The organism is Nocardioides terrae (assembly GCF_900112345.1).
In the GTDB taxonomy this organism is placed as follows: Bacteria; Actinomycetota; Actinomycetes; order Propionibacteriales; family Nocardioidaceae; genus Nocardioides; species Nocardioides terrae.
This window is the reverse complement of record NZ_FOLB01000002.1, coordinates 50,548-71,053: the sequence shown is the minus strand read 5'-3', so window position 1 is coordinate 71,053 and position 20,506 is coordinate 50,548. Positions and strand designations below refer to the sequence as shown.

Genomic DNA, 20,506 nt, shown 5'->3' with positions numbered 1-20,506 from the left:
CGAGCCGGGGCGCACCCACGTCCGCCTGCAGTGCCTGCCCGAAGGAGCACCTTGCATGACACGGCTGCAGATCGGACCCCGGTTCCAGGCCGACGGTGCGTGGGTCGGCGGCGCCAACGCCGGCTTCTCCTTCGCGCTGGGTGCCGCCTCGGTCGCACTGCCCCTGCAGGCGGTTGCCGCCGGCTACGGGCCGGTCGCGGTCGGCGTGCTCACCGCCATCTCGGCGATCTCGCAGATGACCAGTCGCATGTCGCTGGGCCGGATCATGCGCCTCGTGCCCGACTGGGTGATCATCGCGGTCGCGTGCGCCGTGCTCGCCTTCTCGAGCACGATCGTGGTGATCAGCAGCGCGGTGGTTCCCTTCGTCGTCGCCCAGCTGTTGCAGGGCGTGGCGCGGGCGTACTTCTGGACCGGTTCTCAGACGCATGTGGTGCGCGGCGACGGCTCGTCGGTCAAGGCACTCGCTTCGGTCAACCTGATCGGCAACCTCGGGCTGCTCGCCGGGCCGGTGGTCGCCGGGTTCCTCATCGGCGACAACGCCCACACGGCGCTCCTCGTCGCGGCGGCGGTCGCGCTCCTCGCGCTGGTCCCAACGGCGCGCCTCGATCGGCTCCCGCCGTTCCGGAAGGTCGAGAACCGGCCGCCCGGCCGGCTGTGGGCGAGGGACGGCGTCTGGCCGGGGTGCTACGCCGGCGTGACCGCGGGCGCGTGGCGCGGCCTGCTGGGCTCCTACGTCCCCATCGCGCTCGTCCATGCCGGGCACCACTCGGCGACCGTGGGCGTGCTCGTCGCCGTCGCCAACGCGACGGCCATCCTCGGCTCGTGGCTGGTGCGACACATCGACGACGAGAGCCGCGCGCTCCAGGTCATGCGGTGGGGTACGCCGGTCACAGGTGCGGCCATGGCCGGGATGGGACTCCTCGCCGGCTCGAACGTGCTCGCCGGGCTCGCCCTGGCGGTGTCGGGGATCGCCGCCGGGGCACTCCAGACGCTCGGTCCGGCGCTGGCCAGCGACTCGGTGCATCCGGAGGAGCGCGGCGAGGCGATCGCCGCCACCGGGGTCTGGCGGGCGGCCTCGCTGTTCGCTTCGCCTCTCGTCACCGCGGCACTGGTCGCGGTGGCGCCGATCGGCGCTGCGATGGTCGTCACCGGCGTGGTGATGGCCGCACCGGTCGGCCTGTGGGTCCGACCACGCGCCGCGGCGCGCTGAACGCGAGAGAGGCTCAGGGCGCCGCAGGAGGCATGTCGCGGACCAGGCCGGCGGTCCGGTCCAGGTGGGTCGTCATGACGGCGATGGCCGCCTCTGTGTCGCGGGCCTCGATGGCATCGACGAGCGCCGCGTGCTCGTCGGTCCCGCGCCGTCCCATCGCCGGCGCGACGAGCTGCGCCTGGCGGAGCGAGAGCAGCATCGGTCCGTGGAAGCTCTGCACGAGCGTCTCGATGGCCGGGTTGTGGGCGCACACCGAGACGCCGACGTGGAACGCCGCCGAGATGTTCATCGTGTAGGCGTTCCGATCGAGAGCCTCCTGGCCCTCCTCGATCATCCGGCGCAGGCTGGCGATGTCGTCCCCGGTGGCCCGCTCGACGACGAACGGCAGGATGCCGATCTCGATGACGCTGCGAGCCTCGGTGATGTGGGCGGGCGTCAGCGAGGAAAGCGTGATCAGGTCGGCCAGCCCCTGGCCGAGCCGCTCCCTGGTCGGGGAGGAGACGAACGCTCCGCCGCGGGCGCCGACCCGGATCTCGATGAGGCCACTGGCCTCGAGGACCCGCAGCGCCTCGCGCACCGTGACCCGGCTGACACCGAAGCGCTGGCACAGGTCGCGCTCGCTGGGCAGGCGGTCCCCGTTGGAGAGCTTGCCCTCGCGGACGAGGAGCTTGATCTGATCGACGATGACCTGCGAGACCCGATCGACGGAGACACGCTTGAACAGATCGGCACCCGTGTCGGCTGCTGCATCGGACATGGGGGACCTCGAGACGTAGTGTGGGCACGACCGTTGGACTAACGGTCAAACGTATAGCCGGGTTGTTGCACATTGTGCCCGTTATGGCGTTCCTGTCCAGCGGAAACGCCCAAGGTCCACATGCGGCGTCCGACCGGACGCAGAGGCAAAATCCGGCCGCGACGGTCTTCCCATCATGCATGTGATGTGCTACACATACGGCTAATGGTCTGACCGTTATTCCAGTGAGAGTCGGATCATCGCGTTGAGGAGCATCGAATGTCACCCGCCCCCGTCCTCCGGGACGCGCTGATGGAGGTTCTGTGAGCGTCGCCACCACCACGCCGGAGCAGGCCCCGAGTGTCGCCCCTGACGCGACGCCCCCCGTCTGGCGACGTTTCATCCCTACGCCCAAGGCGTTGATCCTCGGCGTCGTCGCGCTGATCGTCGCCTACCTGGCGATCGTCCCGCTGTGGTTCCTGATCCAGGGCACCTTCCTCGACCAGAACACGAACGCCTTCACGCTGGGCGGCTTCACGCGGGCCTACACCGATGACAACGCCATCGAGATGATGCGCAACTCGGTGTGGTTCGCCGTCGGCTCGGCGCTGCTCTCGCTCGTCGTCGGCACCGCGCTGGCGTTCCTGAACGTCCGCACCGACGTGCCGTTCAAGGGCCTGTTCTTCGCCGGCTCGATCGTGCCCCTGGTCATCCCCGGCATCCTCTACAGCGTCGCGTGGATCTTCCTGGCCAGCCCCGACATCGGCCTGCTCAACTACGTGCTGCAGCCGATCTTCGGCAAGGACGTCTTCGACATCTACACGGTCTGGGGAATGATCTGGGTCGAGGGTCTGCACCTCTCGCCGATCACCTTCCTCTTCATGGTCGCGGCGTTCCGCGCCCAGGACCCCTCGCTCGAGGAGTCGGCCCTGATGTCGGGCGCCTCGCGCTGGACGGTCATCCGGCGCATCACCGTGCCGCTGCTGCGTCCGGCGATCGCGGCGAGCGTGCTCATCATGACGGTGCGATCCCTGGAGAGCTTCGAGGTGCCGGCGCTGCTGGGCCTGCAGAACGGCATCTACGTCTTCACCAGCAAGATCTACTTCATGCTGCGGTCCTACCCGCAGGACTTCAACGGTGCCGGCGCCCTCGCGTTGGGCCTCTTCGCGATCGCCGCTCTGGGCATGCTGGTCGAGCACCTGATGAGCAGGGGAGCCAAGGCCTACCAGACGGTGACCGGCAAGGGCTTCCGCCCACGCCCGATCGAGCTGGGCAAGTGGCGCCCCCTGGCCGGCGCCGGGATCATCGGCTACTTCGTCTTCACGGTCCTGCTGCCGCTGCTCCTGCTGGTCTACACCTCGCTGCTGCCCTACTACCAGAAGCCCTCCGCCGCGGCCTTCAAGTCGATGAGCTTCGACAACTACTCGACGCTGCTGCACATGTCCAAGGCCACCACCGCGCTGAAGAACTCGCTCTTCCTGGGCTTCGCGGCGGCGACGCTGGTCATGATCATCATGGCGATCGCCGCCTGGATCGTGGTCCGCTCCGGCATCCGGGGACGCAAGATCCTCGACCTGCTCTCCTTCGCCCCCTTGGTCATCCCCGGCCTCGTCCTCGGCCTCTCGCTGCAGTTCGTCTACCTGCGGGTCCCGATCGCCATCTACGGCACCATCTGGATCCTGCTGATCGCCTACTGCACCCGCTACCTGCCGTACGGCATGAGGTACGCGGTCACCTCGATGCAGCAGATCTCCTCGGAGCTCGAGGAGTCGGCGGCGGTGAGCGGCGCGACCTGGTGGCAGATCTTCCGCCGCGTGCTGCTCCCCCTGCTGATGCCGGGTCTCATGGCGGGCTGGATCTACATCTTCGTGGTGTCGTTCCGGGAGCTCTCCAGCTCGATCCTGCTCTACAGCTCGGGCAACGAGCTGCTCTCGATCCTGATCTGGGAGCAGTTCGAGAACGGCAAGTTCACCGTCCTCGCCGCCCTGGGCGTCGTGATGATCGCCGTCTTGATGGTGCTCGTCTCCATCGCCTACAAGCTCGGGGCCAAGGTCGGCCTCCAGCAGGACTGACCCTCGAGTCTTCGAAGAAAGAGAAAAGGACACCCCCATGCTGGAGATCAGCAACCTCATCAAGTCCTACCCCGGCGAGAAGGCCAAGAAGGGCGGCTCGCAGGGCGGCCGGGTCTTCGCCATCAACAACGTCAACCTCCACGTCGAGCAGGGCGAGATGTTCACGCTGCTCGGCCCGTCTGGTTGTGGAAAGACGACGACGCTGCGCTCGATCGCGGGCCTGGAGCACCCCGACTCCGGCCTCATCTCGGTCAAGGGCCGCACGCTCTTCCAGGCTGGCGACCGCACCAAGCCGGTCAACGTCGCCGCCAACCGCCGCGGACTGGGGATGGTCTTCCAGTCCTACGCGATCTGGCCGCACATGAGCGTCTTCGACAACGTCGCCTTCCCGTTGCAGGTCAAGCCCCGTGGCCACCGTCCGGGCAAGGCCGACATCGAACAGCGCGTGCACCGGGTCCTGGAGGTCATGGAGCTGCGCCAGTACGCCGACCGCCAGGCCACCAAGCTCTCCGGTGGTCAGCAGCAGCGACTGGCGCTGGCCCGCGCACTGGTCATCGAGCCGGAGCTGCTGCTGCTCGACGAGCCGCTGTCCAACCTGGACGCCAAGCTGCGTGAGTCGCTGCGCTACGAGCTCAAGCGCCTCCAGCGCGAGCTGGGCATCACCTCCATCTACGTGACCCACGACCAGATCGAGGCGCTCTCCCTCTCCTCCAACATCGCGGTGATGCGGGCCGGCGAGGTCGTCCAGCTGGGCAAGCCCCGCGACATCTACGAGAACCCCACCAGCAAGTTCGTGGCCGAGTTCATCGGCAGCTCGAACTTCATTCCCGGTCACGTCCTCCACCGGACCGGTGAGGACTACGAGGTCGACACCTCCGAGGGCCGGCTGCATCTCTCCTCCGCAGCCGAGATGCCCCCCGGCACCGAGGTGTCGGTCTCGATCCGACCCGAGACCGTCGAGCTCACCACCCAACGCCCGGTCGACCTGCGGAACGTCCTCGAGGGCACCGTCGGCACCCGCGCGTTCCTCGGTGACGCGGTCGATCACATCGTCAACGTCGGCAAGCTCCAGATCCGGGTGCGGTCGCTGCCCAACCTCTCCCTCGAGGCCGGCACCCAGGTGTTCATCAAGCTGCCCGTGGACAAGCTCGCGCTGGTCCCGATCGGCTGATCGCCGTCGTCGCGACGTCGACCCGCCGCCCGTAATCCTGCGCGGCGGCGGGTCGTCCTCGCATGTCCCGCACCTCGTCGCTTACGAACAAGGGGAAAGCTCGTGGATCCAGAACTGATGGAGCGGGTCGCCGGGGCGTGTCGGGTGCTCGGCCTGCTCGACGCCACCCACGCGACCTTCGGGCATGTCAGCGTGCGCGACGGCGATGCGATGCTGATCCGCGGCAAGGGTCGTGACGAGGTCGGCCTGCGGTTCACCTCGGCCGACGACATCATCAAGGTCAGCCTCGACGTGGAGCTGGTCGAGGGGCGCGAGGGCCTGCGGCCGCCCAGCGAGAGCTTCCTGCACACCTGGCTCTACAAGCTGCGCCCCGACGTGCAGTCCGTCATCCACATGCACCCGCAGTCGGCCGTCCTCCTGACCACGTGCGGGTACGACGTGCAGCCGATCTACGGCGCCTACGGGCGCGGTGCCGGGCTGGCCGTCCAGGGCCTCCCGGTCTACGACTCCAGCCTGACGATCCGCGACGACGAGCGCGGCAAGGACTTCGCCCAGTTCATCGGCGACCGCAACGCGGTGCTCATGCGGGGCCACGGGGTCGCGGTCGTCGGCGAGAGCATCGAGGAGGCGGCTGTCCGCACCCTCCAGCTCAAGGAGGTCGCGGACATGAACTACAACGCGCGCCTGATCGGCTCGCCGCGCACCATCACCGCCGCCGAGGCCGACGAGATCTCGACGATGGACGACCCCCATCGCAAGCTCGGGTCCGCGGGCGGCAAGGCGGGAGCGCTGGCGATGTGGCGCTACTACCAGACCCTCGCGGAGGCGACGAAGTGACCACGTCGGCCCGTCCCCAGGTCCTCATCGTCGGCGGCGGCCCGGTCGGCCTCACGCTCGCCATCGAGCTCGGCCAGCAGGGTGTCGCCTGCGAGCTGATCGACAAGCGTCCTGCCCTGGGCAAGCTGCCCAAGATGGAGCGGTGCAACGCCCGCACGATGGAGAACTACCGCCGGGCCGGCATCGCCGAGAGGATTCGCGCCAACGGCCTGGACAACGACCTGCCGATGGATGTCTTCATCTGCACCAAGACGCTCCAGCACCCGGCGCTGCTGCACCACCCCTACCCGTCCGTCAACGAGCTCAAGGCGCGTGGTCTCCGGACCAACGACGGCTCCCTGCCGCTCGAGCCCTATCAGCTGGTCTCGCAGTACACCCTCGAGCCGATCCTCAAGGAGACCGCCGAGGACCTGCCGGGCGTCACGGTCTCCTTCGGCAACGAGCTGGTCGGATTCAAGGACCTCGGTGACCACGTCGTCGCCACGGTGGAGCTCGCCGACGGAAGCACCCGTGAGATCGAGGCCGACTACCTCGTCGGCTGCGACGGCGGCTCCAGCACCGTCCGCCGCGAGCTCGGCATCGAGCTCCGGGGCGAGTCGCGACTGGAGATGACGCAGGCGCTGTTCCGCTGCGAGGACCTCTTCGACCGGATCAAGGTCGGCAAGGGACGCCACTACCACTTCGCCGACGCCCGGAACACCTTCCTGATCGTCCAGGACGACACCAAGCACTTCTCTCTCCACGCCACCGTGCCGCCCGAGGAGATGGGGACGCTGTTCGAACAGATCGCGGGCACCCCGATCGAGTACGACACGCTCTACCTCGGCACATGGACCCAGCGACTGATGCTCGCCGACTCCTACCGCGCCGGCCGGGTCCTCCTGGCCGGCGACTCCGCGCACCTGGTGATCCCGACCGGCGGTCTGGGCATGAACACCGGCGCCGGTGACGCGGTCGACCTGGCCTGGAAGCTGGCCGGCACCCTCCACGGCTGGGGCGGCCCGGAGCTGCTCGACTCCTACGAGACCGAGCGCCGCCTTGTCGGCGCCCGCAACGTCGCCTCCTCCACGAAGGCGACCGTCGGGCGGCGCAGGTGGCGGGACCTCTACGAGCCGATCATGGCCGAGGACACCCCCGAGGGGGCGGCGGCCCGTGCACGTCTGGTCGAGGTCGCCGACGAGGCGCACCGGATCAGCAACGAGCTGCTCGGCATCGAGTGCGGCTATCGGTACGACGGCTCGCAGCTGGTCGTCGCCGAAGAGGGCGATGCGCCTGACGCGGACTCCTTCGCCTACGCGCCCTCGACCTGGCCGGGCACCCGCTTCCCGCACATCTGGCTGCGTGACGGCAGTGCGTTGCAGGACCACCTGGGGCGTGGGTACACGCTGCTGAGCACCGACGCCCTGACGGCGGCCGACAAGGCGCTCGTCGCCGAGTTCGCGCGGATCGGCGCGCCGGTGTCCACCTTCCAGGTCGACACCGAGGCGGTCAGCGTGCTCGAGGGCCGCAGTCGCTACCTGCTGCGGCCGGACCTGCACATCGTCTGGCGCGGTGACGCGGTGCCCGACGACGTGACTGCGCTGGCCCGGCTCGCGACCGGGCACGGGGCCGCCGTCCCTGCCTGAGGCGCCCGCCTCCGTCAGCGGCCCGGTGCCGCGTCGAGGGCGGAACGGATCGCGCGGGCGCACGCCTCCGGCTGGTCGACGGGCACGTGGTGGAAGGCGCCCTCGACCTGGAACCGCGGGACGGGCCGCCGGAGCTCTGTCTCCAGGCGCTCGATCTCGTCCGGCCCGACGGCCGGGCTCTGCGCGCCGTGGACGAGCGCGACCGGGCAGCGCACGCGCGGGTACGCCGCCGCCAGCTCGGCCGGGTCCACCCGGCGTCGGGTGGCGGGATCGAACTTCCAGACCCAGCCCTCGGGCGTTCGCCGCAGGCCCTGGCGGGCGAGGCGATGCATCACCTCGGGGGACGCCGTCGTTCCGCCGGGGGCGAGCCGGAACCGTGCCAGCGCCTCTGCCAGCGTGGGGGAGGCGCGGTGCGCGCGCCCCTGCTCGCGCCGCGACGATGTGGCCGGCCGAGACGCCGACGGGCCCTGCTCGGGCAGCGAGCCGGTGTCGACCAGCACGAGCGACGAGACGTGGGTGGCATCGGCGGCGGCGGCGATGAGCCCCACCTTGCCGCCCATGGAGTGCCCGACGATCGCATAGTCGGGCCAGGCGGCGTCACTCGCCAGGGCGATGACCTCACGCGCCCACTGCGTACCGGAGTAGTCGGCCCGATGGTCGCTCTCCCCGTGCCCGGACAGGTCGGGGATCAGCAGCTGGAACCGGTCGGCCAGGCGCAAGGCGACGTCGTGCCACCAGCCCGCGTGGGCGCCGCTGCCGTGGACCAGCACCACCGGGCGACCGTCCGCGTCGCCGGCCAGCCGGTAGCGCAGCGTGCACCCGTCGACGGTCAGTGCGCGCGTCGTGCTCAGATCCACTCGGTGGGGATCACGTTCCGCGCCGCGGCGACCTGGGCGTAGTACTTCCACAGCTTCTTGACGTGCTTGGGGCGGTCGAAGGTCTCGAGGAAGCGGTCCAGCTCGGCCGGGGTCAGGGGCTCGACGGCGCCCAGCTGGGTGGCCAGGGTGAGTGCTCCCGCGTTCTCGACGAGGTGCACGGAGTCGATGAAAACGGCGCGGACGCTCTCGGCCACCAGCACCTGCCCGTGGCCGCGCAGGAGCAGGGCGTCCCGTCCGTCGAGTGTTGCGACGACCTGTTCGCCCTTGCCCGGGTTGTCGATGTGCGACGAGTCGTAGTGCACCGGGATGCCGCCGACCCACCGGGCGAAGTGGTTCTTGACCGGCACCAGGGGGCAGGTCGGGACCGCCGCGAAGATCGTGGTCGGGTCGTGGTGGAAGTGCGCCACCGACTGCGCCTCGGGTCGGGCGCGGTAGATCTCGGCGTGGATGAACAGCTCCGACGGCGGCTTGCCGTCACCCTCGATCACCTTGCCGTCGAAGTCGACGACGAGGAGCCGGTCCGGCTCGAGGAAGGCGCGGACGTCGTGCGTCTGCTGGATCAGGAAGGCATCCCGGCCGGGAAGGCGGGCGCTGACGTGGCCGCTGTAGTTGAGGATGTCCTCGGCGACGAGGAGCCGGCTGCACGCCGCGATGTCGAGGCGTAGGGACTCGTGGGTGACGTCTGGGGCTGGGCTGGTCGTCATGGACTCACTTTCGGCCGGCTACGCAGTGCATCACGAATGGTCTGTCCATCATACCGATCTATAGGATTTACGTCACTACCTCTGCTTCAATGGAGGAATGCGGAGAGGGGACGGTGGCACGCTGTCATCGGTCGGCAACGCGCTTCGCGTGGTCGAGCTGGTCGCGCAGGCCCAGTCGATCCGCGTAGTCGAGGTCGCCGAGCGTCTCGGCGTCGCCCGGTCCACCGCCCACCGCCTGCTCTCCACGCTCATGGAGCAGGGGTTCGTGGTCCAGGACGGTCACCACGTCTACCACGCCGGACCCGCACTGGTCCGCCTGCGCACTCCCTCCAAGGGCAAGCGGATCACCGAGGTCCTGCGACCTCATCTCGATCTCATCGCCGAGGAGACAGGGGAGACCTGTCACATCGGCGTGCTCGAAGGCACCGGCGTCCGGTACGTGCTCGGCGCCGTGGGCACCAACGACTCCCGCAAGACGTTTCGCGTCGGCATGCTCTATCCGGCCTACCGGACCGGCAGTGGCCGGGCGCTCCTTGCTGAGCTGACCCCCGAGGCACTCGCGGCGCTCTATCCGCGCGGCCTGAGCGGCACCGAGCGCGACCGGCGTGAGGTCCAGGCGAGCCTGCTCGAGCTCGACCGGACGCTGCGCGTCGTCCGCCGTGCTGGCTACGCGGTCAACGACCGTTCCTCCGCCTCGCCGGTCGCGTCGTTCGCGGTGAGCCTCCAGGACGCGTCGGGACGCGCCATCGCGGCACTGACGCTGGCGGTCGAGACTCGACGGTTCAAGGAGCCGAGTGTCCCCGGCCTGGTCGAGCGGATGCGGAGGACCGCCGGGGCGGTCCATTCCGACCTCGTCGAGCTGCAGGCGGGCTGACGGCGCCGCACGGACGAGCGTGCCGCATCCGGAATGTCGAAGGTGGCACGCTCCTGCCGTACGCACGGTGATCAGTCCTCGAGCAGCAGCTCGCGGAGCTCCACGACGTCCTTGCCGCCGAGGAGTGCGGCGACGTTCTCGACGTTGATGCCGCGCATGAACTCCCGGACGATGGGGGTGAAGTAGAGCGTCCGGTCGATCTGGTCGGCCATCGCGAGCGCGTTGTCGGTGTCCTTCTCGTACCACGTGAACCGCATGTCCTCGAGGTCGTGCAGGGTCCGGCTGTCGGTTGGCCCGTTGGCGAGCGCGGGGCGCATCTGCTCCGGGCTGATGCCCAGCTCCAGGCCCAGGGAGAGCGCCTCGATGATCGTCACGATCTCGCCCCAGTGGATCATGTTGTTGACCGTCTTGCCGATCTGGCCGTTGCCGGACGGGCCGAGGTGGTTGACGTGGCTGGTCCACGGGGCGAAGACCGGAGCGAGGGCGGCGACGTCCTCGGCCTCGCCGCCGACCATCAGGTTGATCTCGCCGTCCCGCGCGCCGCGGACACCGCCGGTGAGGGCCGCGTCGACGACCTTGATCCCGGCGGGGGCGAGCTCGGCCGTCAGGTCCTTGCAGGTCTGGGTGCGAACCGAGGCGTGGATGACGAAGATGGCGCCCGGTTCGGCGACGGCGGCGAACTCCTTGGCCACCGAGGCCACGTCCTCGTCGGTGGGGACGAAGACGAGCAGGGCGCGGCACGGCGCCAGCTCGGCGGCCGTCGAGACGGAGATGCCGCCGAGCGCGCTGGCCTGGTCGAGGGCCTCCTGGGACAGGTCGCGGCACAGGACCGTGAAGCCGGCTTCGGTCAGGTACTTCACGATCGGCAGACCCATGGCCCCGAGTCCGACGATGCCGACCTTGTCGGCGGTGGTGATGGTCATGTCTTCTCCTGGTCAGATGGTCTGCTCGACGAGCGCGTCGACAGCGAGCACGCCGCTGCCGGCGGGCATGACGAGCACCGGGTTGAGGTCGAAGCTGGCGATGGTCGAGTCCGGCTCCGCGACCGAGGCCGACACGGAGGCGATCGTCTCGGCGAGGGCCGCGACGTCGCGCGGCTCCTGGCCGCGGGCGCCGTCGAGCAGCTCCCAGCCGTTGAGCAGCCGGAGCATCTCGCCGGCCTGGGCTGCGGAGATCGGTGGGACGGCGTACACGACGTCCTTGAGGACCTCGAGAAAGATGCCACCCAGCCCGAAGGACACGATCCGGCCCAGGATCGGGTCGGAGTGCATGCCGATGAAGAACTCCGAGCCGCCCGAGGCCATCTCCTGGATCTCGACCGCGGGGGCGTCGGAGCCCGGCGTGGTCGAGATGTCGGCCATCCGGTCGAACAGCGCCGCGACGCGCTCGGCGAGGTCCTGACGGTCAGCGATGTGGAGCTCGACGAGCTTGAGGTCGCTCTTGTGGACGACGCCGGGGACGATGCCCTTGGCGACCAGCGGAAAGTGCATGTCGTCGGCGGCGGCGAGCGCGGCGTCGGTGTCGGCCGCCTGCACGGTCTTGGTGAACGGCACCTTCGACCGCTCCACCCACGCCATCGTGTCGGCGTAGGAGAGCACCTCTGTCTCCGCGAGGTCGGTGACCTCGTCCGGCATGGCGGTGAAGGACGCGTCGTCGACCACGAAGCGCTCGTCGCGGCGGTGCCTCTGCAGGTTGGCGAAGGCCTTGAGGGCACCGTCGTAGGAGGTGAGGTACGGCGTGCCGAGCTCCTCGAACAGGTCGAACCAACGGTCCGAGGACGTCTCGGTGACCCGCGAGAGGAAGACACACGTGGCCCCGTTGGCGCGGATATGCGCCGCAACGGCGCGATACATCTCCTCGTGCTGCTCGCTCGGCGCCAGGGCCAGGTTGAGCCGTAGTGCGACCGTGTCGACATTCGGGTCCGCGGCGAGTGCGGCGAGGCTGGCCCAGAAGACGTCCGGGGCGGAGGTGCGCGTGTTCCGAACATCGAGGGGGTTGGCCAGGATGTCGGTGCGCGAGAGCTGCTGGTCGAGGGTGGCCTGGGTCTGGGGGGTGACCTCGGCGAGTTCCAGGCCGTAGCCTTCCGCCAGGTCGCTGAGCAGGCCGCAGTCGCCCCCGGAGATGGTCGCCAGGGCCAGACCGGCGCCACGCGCCTCCGCCGGGATCCCCGCGGCGAGCGCCACGGTCTCCATGAAGTCGGTCAGGTCGTCGACGATGAGGGCACCGGTCTGGCGGAAGAGCGCGGACCAGACCCGGCCGGAGGTCGCCATCCGGCCGGCGTGCGAGGCAACGTTCTTCATGCCGCGCTCGGACTTGCCGATCGAGAGGACCACGACGGTCTTCCCTGCGACGGTGGCGTGGAGCAGCGCCTGGGCCAGCGGTCGTGGACGGGACGTGCTCTCCAGGACGACGCCGAGCACGTCGGTCTCCGGGTCCTCGGCGAAGGCACGGATGAAGTCGGCCAGGTCCAGGACGGCCTCGTTGCCGACGGAGACGGCCGCGGCGAGGCCGATCTTGCGGTTGGCGACCTGGTTGAGCACCAGGTTCAGCATGCCGCTGGACTGGAAGGCCAGGGAGACCCGGCCGGGGCGGAGCCGGGCCGGGACCTTGCCGCCGACCCACGCCGCGACGTGACGCGAAGGGGCGACGTATCCCAGGCTGTTCGGGCCCAGCAGGGTGACGCCGTTCGCCCGCGCCTTGGCCGCCAGCGCCGCTTGCCGGGCTGTCCCCTCGGCGCCCATCTCGCCGTAGCCGTCGGCAATGACCAGCATCGCCTTCACCCCGGCCGCGATCGCGTCGTCGAGGACGGCGTCGACCCGGTCGACGCCGACCAGGGAGACCACGAGGGACGGCTTCTCCGGAAGCGCGTCCAGCCCGCTGTAGCAGGCGTGGCCCTCGATCTCGTCGTACTTCGGGTTGACGGCCCAGACCTTCTCGATCGGCAGCCCGAAGCTGCGCAGGTTGCCGAGCACGCTGCTGCTGTAGTGCTTGCCAGGGGAGGCCCCGACGACGGCAGCGCTGCTCACGTCGAAGAGCGCCATCGGGTCCGGGTGCTGGGTGGTGGTCACGGAGATCCCTCTCATGTTGGTGGGGCGCCTCAGACCAGCGAGACGCCCAGGCCGGGGCGGGTCGGAACGGCGATGCCACCGTCGACGACCTCCAGTCCTCGGGCGACGTCGTTGGTCAGACGGGCGAACTCGCCGAGCTCGGCGAAGGGCTCGATGTGCGGCAGCGCGGAGGCCGCGTGCAGGGCGGCCGCGTTCATGATCCGGCTGCCGACGTGCGCTCCGATGCGGGCACCGACGCCTTGGGCTGCGCACAGGTTGGCGGCGATCATCAACGCGTCGATGCCGCCGAGCTTGCTGAGCTTGAGCGAGACCGCGTCGACAGCCTCCGCCTTGAGCATTGCAGCGACCGACTCGAGTGAGTCGGCGGACTCGTCGGCCTCGATGGTCAGGTTGGACCGCGTCCGGACCCACCTCAGGCCCGCGATGTCGCCGCGGGGGACCGGCTGCTCGAAGACCTGGACGCCGGTGTCGGCGATCGCCTCGCCAAGGATGACCGCCTCCTTGGCGGTGTAGCTCTGATTGGCGTCGATGGTCATGACCGCGCCTGGTCCGACGGCCTCGCGGATCGCCCGGATCCGGGCGATGTCGAGAGCCATCGGCCTGCACTCGATCTTGATCTTGAAGTGGTCGTAGCCCTCGGCAGCGAGCCCGGCCGCGACCGCGGCCATCTCGTCGGGTGTTTTGAGCGCAAGGATCCGGTTCACCCGCAGCGTCACGCCGGACCTTCCGCCCAGCAGGCGGTAGAGCGGGACGCCCGCCTTCTTCGCGACCAGGTCGTGCCACGCCATGTCGAACAGCGAGCGGACCGGTGCGGGCAATGACTGCTGCCACGGGGAGCCGACCAGGGCCTGACGGTCCAGGGCCGGAGCTTGGCGTGCGACGGCGGTGCGCGCACGCACCACCGCCTCGAGCACATCGATGTCGTAGCCGAGGTGCGGCACCTCGGAGGCGTAGCCCAGGCCGACCACACCGTCGGCGTCCTCCATCTCGAGGAGGACGCCGACGGAGTCGGCACGAGCGCCCAGGGCGAACCGCCAGGTGGGGTCCTCCTTGGGCATCACCACGTGACGTACTCGGACGTCGGAGATCGGGGCGGCCTCGTGCGTCTGGAGGGACATGGTCACTCGCTGACCAGTTCCCACCGGGGGAGGGTGAAGCCGGCGTCGGGGTGGTCCTCGAAGACGATCCTCACGCGCCGACCGATGTCCCTGATCGGGTCGGTGGGCTGCTCGCCCACGATCGTCGAGCTGATCACGGGACCCTCGTCGAGCTCGACCAGCGCGTAGAAGTAGGGCACGTCCTCCTTGAAGCCGGCGTGGAAGGCGTACTCATGCCGGTTCATCGAGTAGATCCGGCCGTAGCCGCTGGACGCCTTCCACTCGCAGTTCGCCGCGAAGGGCTCGTTGTCGTGGTTGATGCAGAAGCTCTTCGGCCAGTACGACGCGTTGCACTCCTTGCAGGTCCACAGCAGCAGCTCGTGGCGCTTGAGTCCCTCCCAGAACTCTTCACTGTCGGTGTCGATGTTGGGCCGGGGCTTGTTCCAGGGCGTCACGGTCTCGTTGGTCATGGTCACTCCGCGGTGAGGATCGTGGTGGTGTGGATCGAGCACATCGAGGGCGAGACGAGCTCGCCGCCGTGCCCGGTGGACAGGGCGATCTTGGCGTCCTTGACCTGGCGCTCGCCGGCGTGGCCGCGCAGCTGCGTGACGGCCTCGGCGAAGCCGACCGCGTCACCGAGGTGCCAGTTGGAGAGCAGGCCACCGCCGGTGTTGACCGGGATGCCGTCACCGCCCGGAGCGGTGGCGCCCGAGGCGACGAACTTGCCGCCGCCGCCCTTCTCCGCCCAGCCGTAGTCCTCGAGCTGGAGGAGGACCTCACCGGTGAAGCAGTCGTAGAGCTGCGCCGTGTCGATGTCGTCGAGGGTGATGCCGGCCTGCGCGAAGGCCAGGTCTCGCGCCTTGGGGACGGCCATGTGGGTGAGGTTCTTCTTCTCCCACCACAGTCCGTCGTTGACCTCGCCGAAGCCCTGGCCCGAGACGTAGATCGGCTGCTGCTTGAGGTCCTTGGCGCGGTCCTCGGTGGTGAGGATGAACGCGATCGCGCCGTCGGAGATGAGGCTGCAGTCGAGGCGGTGGTAGGGCTCGACGACCCACGGGGAGCTCTGGTGGTCCTCGATGGTGATCGGCCGGCCATACATCCTGGCCGTCGGGTTGAGGCAGGCCCACTGGCGCTGCGCGACGGAGATCGCACCGAGCTGCTCGCTGGTGGTGCCGTACTCCGCCATGTGGCGGGCCGCCATCCAGGAGTGGTGGCTGGCCGCGCGCAGGTCGCCCAGCGCCTTGCCCCAGTAGCCCTCCTTCTCGGCGTGAGACATGCCGCGGTGGCCGTGCTTCTTCGACTCCTCGGCCTTCGACCAGTCGTCGACGGCCGCGACGCAGAGGACGTACTTCGCCAGCCCGCGGTCGAGGAAGCCGGTGGCGGCGGCGGTGGCCAGCCCGGCGAGGGCGCCACCGCGGCCGATCGTGAAGTAGAACTGCGCGTTGGTGATGCCACCGAAGCGGGTGAAGGTGTCGCTGTAGCTGGCGCGGTCGCCGCCGCCACCGGTGCGGCGCAGGTCGATGGCGCCGTCGATGTCGCTGGTCTGAAGGCCGGCGTCGGCGATCGCCAGGCGGGCCGCCTCGGAAGCGGACATGCGCTGGCTCATGCCCTGCGGGGGATGCACCTCGCCGAGGCCGACCACGGCGATGCGGTTGCGTTCTGACATGCAGTTCTCCTTCGTGAGAGTTGTCTCGGTAGGGCCTGGTGTGGTGAGCAGAGCTCAGGTGGTGGCTGCGGAGCTGGCCGGCTCGAGCACGTGGACGGCGTCGTAGCCGAGGTGCTTGAACAGCCGGTTCTGCGCGTTGAAGAGGCGCATCGGCGCTCCGTCGGCGGCGAAGAGCTGGCAGACGTGGTTCTGCGGCACGTAGAGGGTGTCGTCGGTGGCCAGGTCGAAGCGCTTCGGCTCGAGCGCGATGTGCGCGTAGTACCGGTCGTCGATCTCGGCGGCGACCTCCCACTGGAGCGCGTAGCCGCCACCCTCGAGGACGTAGTAGACCTCGTCGGCCATCTTCCAGTAGCGGCTCGAGTGGCCGCCGGCCTCGATCTCGAGCTGGAAGGCGTCGATGCTGAAGATGCGCCCCTCGGGGACGTCCTGGGACGCGAGGACGCGCATCCGGCCGATCGGCCCGTCCTCCCAGGCGACCTCGCCGGTTCGTACGCGCTTGTGACGATCCAGCACGCCGGGTGTCCAGATCCGGCCCCACTCCTCGCGCGGTCCGAACCGCTCCGGTTCGAGCAGAGCGTGCGGGTTGCCCTGCTGGATCAGCCCCAGGAACATCCAGGTGCTCTTCGCCTTCACGACCAGGGCGAGTGCGTCCTCGTCGTTCGGGTTGAAGTGCTGGTGGACGGAGTCGGTGTGGACGTAGACCAGGTCGCCGGCCTCCCAGTCGTAGCGCTCGCCGTCGTGGATCTCGTAGCCGGCGCCCTCGAGGATGTAGAAGGCGGCCTCGTTCTGGTGGCCGTGACCAGTGTTCGCGCCGTGGCCCTCGACGTTGGTGAAGTGCATCTGGATGGTCTGGGTCAGGAACTCCGCGTCGCCCGGCGCGACCCGCCAGCGGGTGTGCGAGGTGGCGGAGTTGCCCGAGTGGGCGACGTTGCCGTCATCGGTGATCACCTGGGAGTCGCGGACGCGGTCCTGCGCGAGCTGGCGAAGACGGTGCTGGTCGAGCCCGTAGGTCTCCGAGGTCATGCCCCGGACGAAGGTTCGGACCTTCCTCGGCCTGGCGGAAGCGGCCTCGGTCATGACAGGTCCCCGACGCCGCCCGACTCGCGGGCGGTGACCGTCTGGCCGAGGTAGACGGCGGAGTCTTCACTGAGCAGCTTCTTGACCTCGGCCCTGGTGATCGACTTGACCAGCTGGTCGGTCTGTGCGGCCATCGGCATCATCAGCCCGCCGTCCTGGGCGAGATCCAGGACGAGGTCCATGTCCTTCTCGTGCCAGGTGAAGTTGTAGCGGTCGAAGTTGCGCAGGGTCGGGTTGTCGCCGGGGGACTTCATCAAGACGTGGCGCATCTTCTCGGCGTCGATGCCGTAGCGCTTGGCGAGCGCGAGAGCCTCGAAGTTGGAGACCGAGTGAACCCAGTGCAGGTAGTTGTTGCAGGCCTTGGCTATCTGGCCGGCGCCCAGTGGGCCGACGTGCTCGACCTCCTTGCTGTAGCCCAGCGCGACCGGACGGGCCCTCTCGACGTCGGCCTCGGTGCCGCCCAGCAGGGAGACGAGCGTGCCGTCCTCGGTGTTGGTCCCGCCCCAGACGACCGGCGCGTCCACGACGCTCGCACCCGCGGCCCGAATGAGGTCGTCGAGGGTCTTCATGACCGCGAGGCTGTGGGTGCCGCTGACGATCAGCAGCTGGCCGGGCCGGGCGAGGGTCGCGAGGTCGCGGCCCAGGGCGACCATCGACTCGTCGGTGGGCAGGCAGGCGACGACGACCTCGCACGCGGCCATCAGGCCGGCCAGCGAGTCGGCCGGCTTGACGCCCGACCGCTCGGCCATCGCCATCCGTCCGTGGTCCAGGTCGAGACCGACCACGTCCTGGCCGCGCAGCACCATGTTCTTCGACATCGGCAGGCCCATCGCGCCCAGTCCGATCAGTCCGACGCTCATCAGCCCACACTTCCTTCGCGGGTGCGGGCGGCGTACAGGTCGTCGCCCATCAGGGAGGTCAGGCCTCGCTCCGCGAGCTCCTTCTCGAACAGCTCGCGGATCTCCGGGTCCTCGGCGTGGTACTCGATCTGGTCGGTCTTGTTGACCGCCTTCTCGCTGTAGCCGTGGAGCTGGATCGGCGGGTGGATCGCGAGGTAGCGACCCGGCTTCTCGCCGAGGTTGAAGTGCTGGTGGAACCAGCGGTTGGGTGGCACGAACATCGAGCCCTCGTGCCAGCGGATGACGACCTTCTCGCCGCCCTCGGGCCACATCACCGAGTAGCCCTCGCCACCGGGGATGAAGATCGCCCGGCCGGGTCCGTGACGATGCCCCTTCTTGTAGGTGCGCGGCTCGAAGATCGACATGTGGGCGCTCATGTCGGTGCCGGCGAACTGCAACCGCACGCTCTTGGAGCCGATGCCGCGCTCGTCGTTGTCCTCGAAGTCGTCCCATGCCGACATGTCGGGGAAGAGCCGGCCGTACCAGTAGGGGACGCCGTCGCCCCGCTGGCCGTTGATCCAGCGGTAGCCCTGGCCGCCGTCGAAGGTGACCGCCGCTGAATAGGGATCGGTGGCGGTCCCCTCCGCGTGCCGCGCCGGCAGCTGGTAGGGGTTGTCGAGGAAGAAGGCCGGATCGGCGACGACGGAGAGCGCCAGCGGGAGGTAGGTGTAGTGGACGAGCCGCACCGGCTCGTTGCCGAGGTTGCGGTAGCGGCGCGTCGTGTTGGCCGGGACGAGGAACATGGCCCGGGTCGACCACTCGAAGGCGTCCTGGTGGTCGTTTCCGTCGGTGACGAGGGTGGAGCCGTTGCCCATCAACACATAGACGATCTCGTCGATGCCGATCTTGTAGGCCGGCAGCGTGGCGCCCGGCGGGATCTCGGTGATCCGGGTCTCGCTGACCCCCTCCTGGCCCTCGAGCTGGACGAAGGCGGTGTTGCACCGACGTTGCTCCCACCACCCGAGGTCGACGGTGCGCAGGTCGGAGATGAAGTAGCCGGTGTGGATCGGGACTCCGGTGCTCTCCATCCACTCGTCGTAGACGAACCGGGCACGGGGTTCGGCGTCATGCGCGTGGTCGTGATCGCCGCTCATGCGCAGCCTCCTTCGGGTCGGGGTTCAGCGGTGCAGGAAGTTGAGTGCCTTGACGGTCACCGGGACCGCGTCGACCGCTCCGAGCGGCCGGCCGATGTCGACGTAGTCGAAGTCGCCGACGCTGATGCCGTCGATGACGATCAGCGGACCGGCCCACCCGAGCTCCCGGCTGAGGATCCGACCGAGTGCTGCGGCGACGTCGGCGTCGACCGCCACATAGAGCGGCGCTCCTTCCGTGGCGGCTCGGACGAGCTCCTCGCCGATCGCGCGGAGCAGGGTGTAGTCGGGGTCGGCGTCGAGAGCGAGCGCGAAGACGCAGGCCAGGTCGATGCCGTCGACCTCGAACCGGGCACGGGTGGCGGCCAGCCGGTCCGCAAGGCCGTGGGCAGCCACAACACGAGCCCGCACCGCCTTCAAGCCGTACGTCGGCAGCAGCGCCGAGTCGACGTGGCTGGTCACGCCGCTGGCCTGGAGGCTGTGCTCGGCCGCCCCCAGCACAGTCGCCCGGATGCCACCGGTCGGCTCGGTCAGGCGACTGCCGAGGGACACCATGTCAGTGGCGAACCGGCGGCGTACCTCCGCACCGAGACGAGCGCCCAAGTCGCCGAAGTCGCGGGCCTCTCGGCCGTAGACGAACTCGGAGACGCCGCCGGAGAAGGTGACCACGTCGATGTCGACCATGGCCGCGAGCGGGAGCGGCTCGGTGACCCAGTGGGAGGCGAGCAGAGCGCTTCGGGGGTGGGTGCCGAGTGCCTCGCCCAGCAGGTCCGCCATCACCTTCGCGACCTCGTCGAGGACGTTCTCGCTCACGTGGTGCCCGACGGCGGCGCCCGACCAGACCTGGTCGAGGAACCAGCGTCCGGCCGGCTCGATCCGGGTCAGCCGGCCGTCGACGTCCCAGGCCAGGAGCCGGGCGCCCACGCTCAGCGCAGCAGTGTGCTCGACCTCGCCGCCGTAGGCGATCGCCAGCTTGGTGGTGCCGCCGCCGATGTCGACGTTGAGCACACGCCGGCCCTGCTCCGAGAGCGCCACCGCGCCGGAGCCGTGGACAGCCAGGACCGCCTCGTAGTGGTCGCCGGCAGCGACGCAGACGAAGGAGCCCGCGCTCCGGGCGAGCAGCTGGGCGATCCGCGGGGCGTTGTCGCGGCGGGCCGCCTCGCCGGTGACGATGACGACGCCGCTGTCGATGTCGGCAGGCGTGAAGCCGCTGCCGACGTAGGCCTTGTCGAGGAAGTCGGCCAGCCCGGCCGCGTCGATGCGACCGTCCACGTCGTAGGGGGTCAGCCGGATCTCGGAGTGGAACAGCTCTGTCCGCTCCGTCACGGTCAGCCGGCTGGAGAGCGCGGCGGTCGGTCGGGTGAGCACCAGCTGCGAGATCGTCAGGTGCGAGGTCGCCGTACCCACGTCGAGCCCCGCGGAGTGGAGGATGAACCGCTCCACGCCGTCGAGGCCCGCAGGGCCCGATGCGTGCGGGGTGCGGTCCATGGTGTCGCCTCGC

At 69.5% G+C, this 20,506-nt stretch carries 18 protein-coding genes; 6 read left to right on the top strand and 12 right to left on the bottom strand.

Going from position 1 to position 20,506, the window contains the following annotated elements:
- Positions 1–55: 55 nt before the first annotated feature.
- Positions 56–1,210, top strand: a complete 1,155-nt coding sequence (locus BM236_RS03175) for an MFS transporter (RefSeq protein ID WP_091120152.1) — start codon at positions 56–58, stop codon at positions 1,208–1,210.
- A 13-nt stretch (positions 1,211–1,223) separates the two neighbouring features.
- On the opposite strand, the gene BM236_RS03170 is transcribed toward BM236_RS03175, so the two are convergent.
- Positions 1,224–1,967, bottom strand: a complete 744-nt coding sequence (locus BM236_RS03170) for a FadR/GntR family transcriptional regulator (RefSeq protein ID WP_091120149.1) — start codon at positions 1,965–1,967, stop codon at positions 1,224–1,226.
- Between the two features lie 302 nt (positions 1,968–2,269).
- Here BM236_RS03170 and BM236_RS03165 point away from each other — a divergent pair, with 302 nt between their 5' ends.
- From BM236_RS03165 to BM236_RS03150, 4 genes are all read left to right on the top strand, one after another.
- Positions 2,270–4,018, top strand: coding sequence for an ABC transporter permease (locus BM236_RS03165; RefSeq protein WP_091120146.1), 1,749 nt, complete (start codon positions 2,270–2,272; stop codon positions 4,016–4,018).
- Positions 4,019–4,055: 37 nt separating this feature from the next.
- Positions 4,056–5,189, top strand: coding sequence for an ABC transporter ATP-binding protein (locus BM236_RS03160; RefSeq protein ID WP_091120145.1), 1,134 nt, complete (start codon positions 4,056–4,058; stop codon positions 5,187–5,189).
- A 102-nt stretch (positions 5,190–5,291) separates the two neighbouring features.
- Positions 5,292–6,026, top strand: a complete 735-nt coding sequence (locus BM236_RS03155; protein WP_139230015.1) for a class II aldolase/adducin family protein — start codon at positions 5,292–5,294, stop codon at positions 6,024–6,026.
- Positions 6,023–7,651, top strand: a complete 1,629-nt coding sequence (locus BM236_RS03150) for an FAD-dependent monooxygenase (RefSeq protein ID WP_091120141.1) — start codon at positions 6,023–6,025, stop codon at positions 7,649–7,651. Before BM236_RS03155 ends, BM236_RS03150 begins: the two co-directional genes overlap by 4 nt.
- Before the next feature lie 14 nt (positions 7,652–7,665).
- Here BM236_RS03150 and BM236_RS03145 read toward each other — a convergent pair whose 3' ends face one another.
- Positions 7,666–8,508, bottom strand: a complete 843-nt coding sequence (locus BM236_RS03145; protein WP_175507526.1) for an alpha/beta fold hydrolase — start codon at positions 8,506–8,508, stop codon at positions 7,666–7,668.
- Complete coding sequence (locus tag BM236_RS03140; protein WP_091120137.1) at positions 8,499–9,233, bottom strand: class II aldolase/adducin family protein; 735 nt, start codon at positions 9,231–9,233, stop codon at positions 8,499–8,501. The genes BM236_RS03145 and BM236_RS03140 overlap by 10 nt, the downstream gene beginning before the upstream one ends.
- Before the next feature lie 97 nt (positions 9,234–9,330).
- Between BM236_RS03140 and BM236_RS03135 the strand changes: the two genes are divergently transcribed.
- Positions 9,331–10,107 carry an IclR family transcriptional regulator gene (locus BM236_RS03135; protein WP_091120134.1) on the top strand — a complete coding sequence of 259 codons (777 nt, stop codon included), beginning with the start codon at positions 9,331–9,333 and terminating at the stop codon, positions 10,105–10,107.
- A gap of 71 nt (positions 10,108–10,178) precedes the next feature.
- Here the strand turns inward: BM236_RS03135 and BM236_RS03130 are convergent, their stop codons facing one another.
- The 9 genes from BM236_RS03130 to BM236_RS03090 are packed head-to-tail and all read right to left on the bottom strand — an operon-like array spanning position 10,179 to position 20,493.
- Positions 10,179–11,030: an NAD(P)-dependent oxidoreductase gene (locus BM236_RS03130; RefSeq protein ID WP_091120132.1), complete on the bottom strand. Its 852-nt coding sequence runs from the start codon at positions 11,028–11,030 to the stop codon at positions 10,179–10,181.
- A gap of 12 nt (positions 11,031–11,042) precedes the next feature.
- Positions 11,043–13,175, bottom strand: a complete 2,133-nt coding sequence (locus tag BM236_RS03125; protein ID WP_175507524.1) for an acetate--CoA ligase family protein — start codon at positions 13,173–13,175, stop codon at positions 11,043–11,045.
- A 29-nt stretch (positions 13,176–13,204) separates the two neighbouring features.
- On the bottom strand, positions 13,205–14,293 hold the full coding sequence (locus BM236_RS03120; RefSeq protein WP_091120127.1) for a mandelate racemase/muconate lactonizing enzyme family protein: 1,089 nt from the start codon (positions 14,291–14,293) through the stop codon (positions 13,205–13,207).
- A 2-nt stretch (positions 14,294–14,295) separates the two neighbouring features.
- Complete coding sequence (locus BM236_RS03115) at positions 14,296–14,742, bottom strand: Zn-ribbon domain-containing OB-fold protein (protein WP_091120126.1); 447 nt, start codon at positions 14,740–14,742, stop codon at positions 14,296–14,298.
- Positions 14,743–14,744: 2 nt separating this feature from the next.
- Positions 14,745–15,938 carry a thiolase family protein gene (locus BM236_RS03110; protein WP_091120123.1) on the bottom strand — a complete coding sequence of 398 codons (1,194 nt, stop codon included), beginning with the start codon at positions 15,936–15,938 and terminating at the stop codon, positions 14,745–14,747.
- A 54-nt stretch (positions 15,939–15,992) separates the two neighbouring features.
- Positions 15,993–16,961: a cupin domain-containing protein gene (locus tag BM236_RS03105; RefSeq protein WP_217645216.1), complete on the bottom strand. Its 969-nt coding sequence runs from the start codon at positions 16,959–16,961 to the stop codon at positions 15,993–15,995.
- A 50-nt stretch (positions 16,962–17,011) separates the two neighbouring features.
- A complete protein-coding gene (locus BM236_RS18630) occupies positions 17,012–17,875 on the bottom strand; it encodes an NAD(P)-dependent oxidoreductase (RefSeq protein WP_139230014.1) in 864 nt (287 codons plus the stop codon).
- A complete protein-coding gene (locus BM236_RS03095; protein WP_091120119.1) occupies positions 17,875–19,008 on the bottom strand; it encodes a cupin domain-containing protein in 1,134 nt (377 codons plus the stop codon). The genes BM236_RS18630 and BM236_RS03095 overlap by 1 nt, the downstream gene beginning before the upstream one ends.
- Before the next feature lie 24 nt (positions 19,009–19,032).
- Positions 19,033–20,493, bottom strand: coding sequence for an ethanolamine ammonia-lyase reactivating factor EutA (locus BM236_RS03090; RefSeq protein WP_091120117.1), 1,461 nt, complete (start codon positions 20,491–20,493; stop codon positions 19,033–19,035).
- Positions 20,494–20,506: the final 13 nt, after the last annotated feature.

Bases quoted from the DNA above. Each gene is read 5' to 3' on its own strand.
- BM236_RS03135 (WP_091120134.1), top strand. From the start codon at position 9,331: ATGCGGAGAGGGGACGGTGGCACGCTGTCATCGGTCGGCAACGCGCTT.
- BM236_RS03175 (WP_091120152.1), top strand. From the start codon at position 56: ATGACACGGCTGCAGATCGGACCCCGGTTCCAGGCCGACGGTGCGTGG.
- BM236_RS03110 (WP_091120123.1), bottom strand. From the start codon at position 15,938: ATGTCAGAACGCAACCGCATCGCCGTGGTCGGCCTCGGCGAGGTGCAT.
- BM236_RS03140 (WP_091120137.1), bottom strand. From the start codon at position 9,233: ATGACGACCAGCCCAGCCCCAGACGTCACCCACGAGTCCCTACGCCTC.
- BM236_RS03130 (WP_091120132.1), bottom strand. From the start codon at position 11,030: ATGACCATCACCACCGCCGACAAGGTCGGCATCGTCGGACTCGGGGCC.
- BM236_RS03160 (WP_091120145.1), top strand. From the start codon at position 4,056: ATGCTGGAGATCAGCAACCTCATCAAGTCCTACCCCGGCGAGAAGGCC.
- BM236_RS03120 (WP_091120127.1), bottom strand. From the start codon at position 14,293: ATGTCCCTCCAGACGCACGAGGCCGCCCCGATCTCCGACGTCCGAGTA.
- BM236_RS03115 (WP_091120126.1), bottom strand. From the start codon at position 14,742: ATGACCAACGAGACCGTGACGCCCTGGAACAAGCCCCGGCCCAACATC.
- BM236_RS18630 (WP_139230014.1), bottom strand. From the start codon at position 17,875: ATGAGCGTCGGACTGATCGGACTGGGCGCGATGGGCCTGCCGATGTCG.
- BM236_RS03095 (WP_091120119.1), bottom strand. From the start codon at position 19,008: ATGAGCGGCGATCACGACCACGCGCATGACGCCGAACCCCGTGCCCGG.
- BM236_RS03105 (WP_217645216.1), bottom strand. From the start codon at position 16,961: ATGACCTCGGAGACCTACGGGCTCGACCAGCACCGTCTTCGCCAGCTC.
- BM236_RS03170 (WP_091120149.1), bottom strand. From the start codon at position 1,967: ATGTCCGATGCAGCAGCCGACACGGGTGCCGATCTGTTCAAGCGTGTC.
- BM236_RS03090 (WP_091120117.1), bottom strand. From the start codon at position 20,493: ATGGACCGCACCCCGCACGCATCGGGCCCTGCGGGCCTCGACGGCGTG.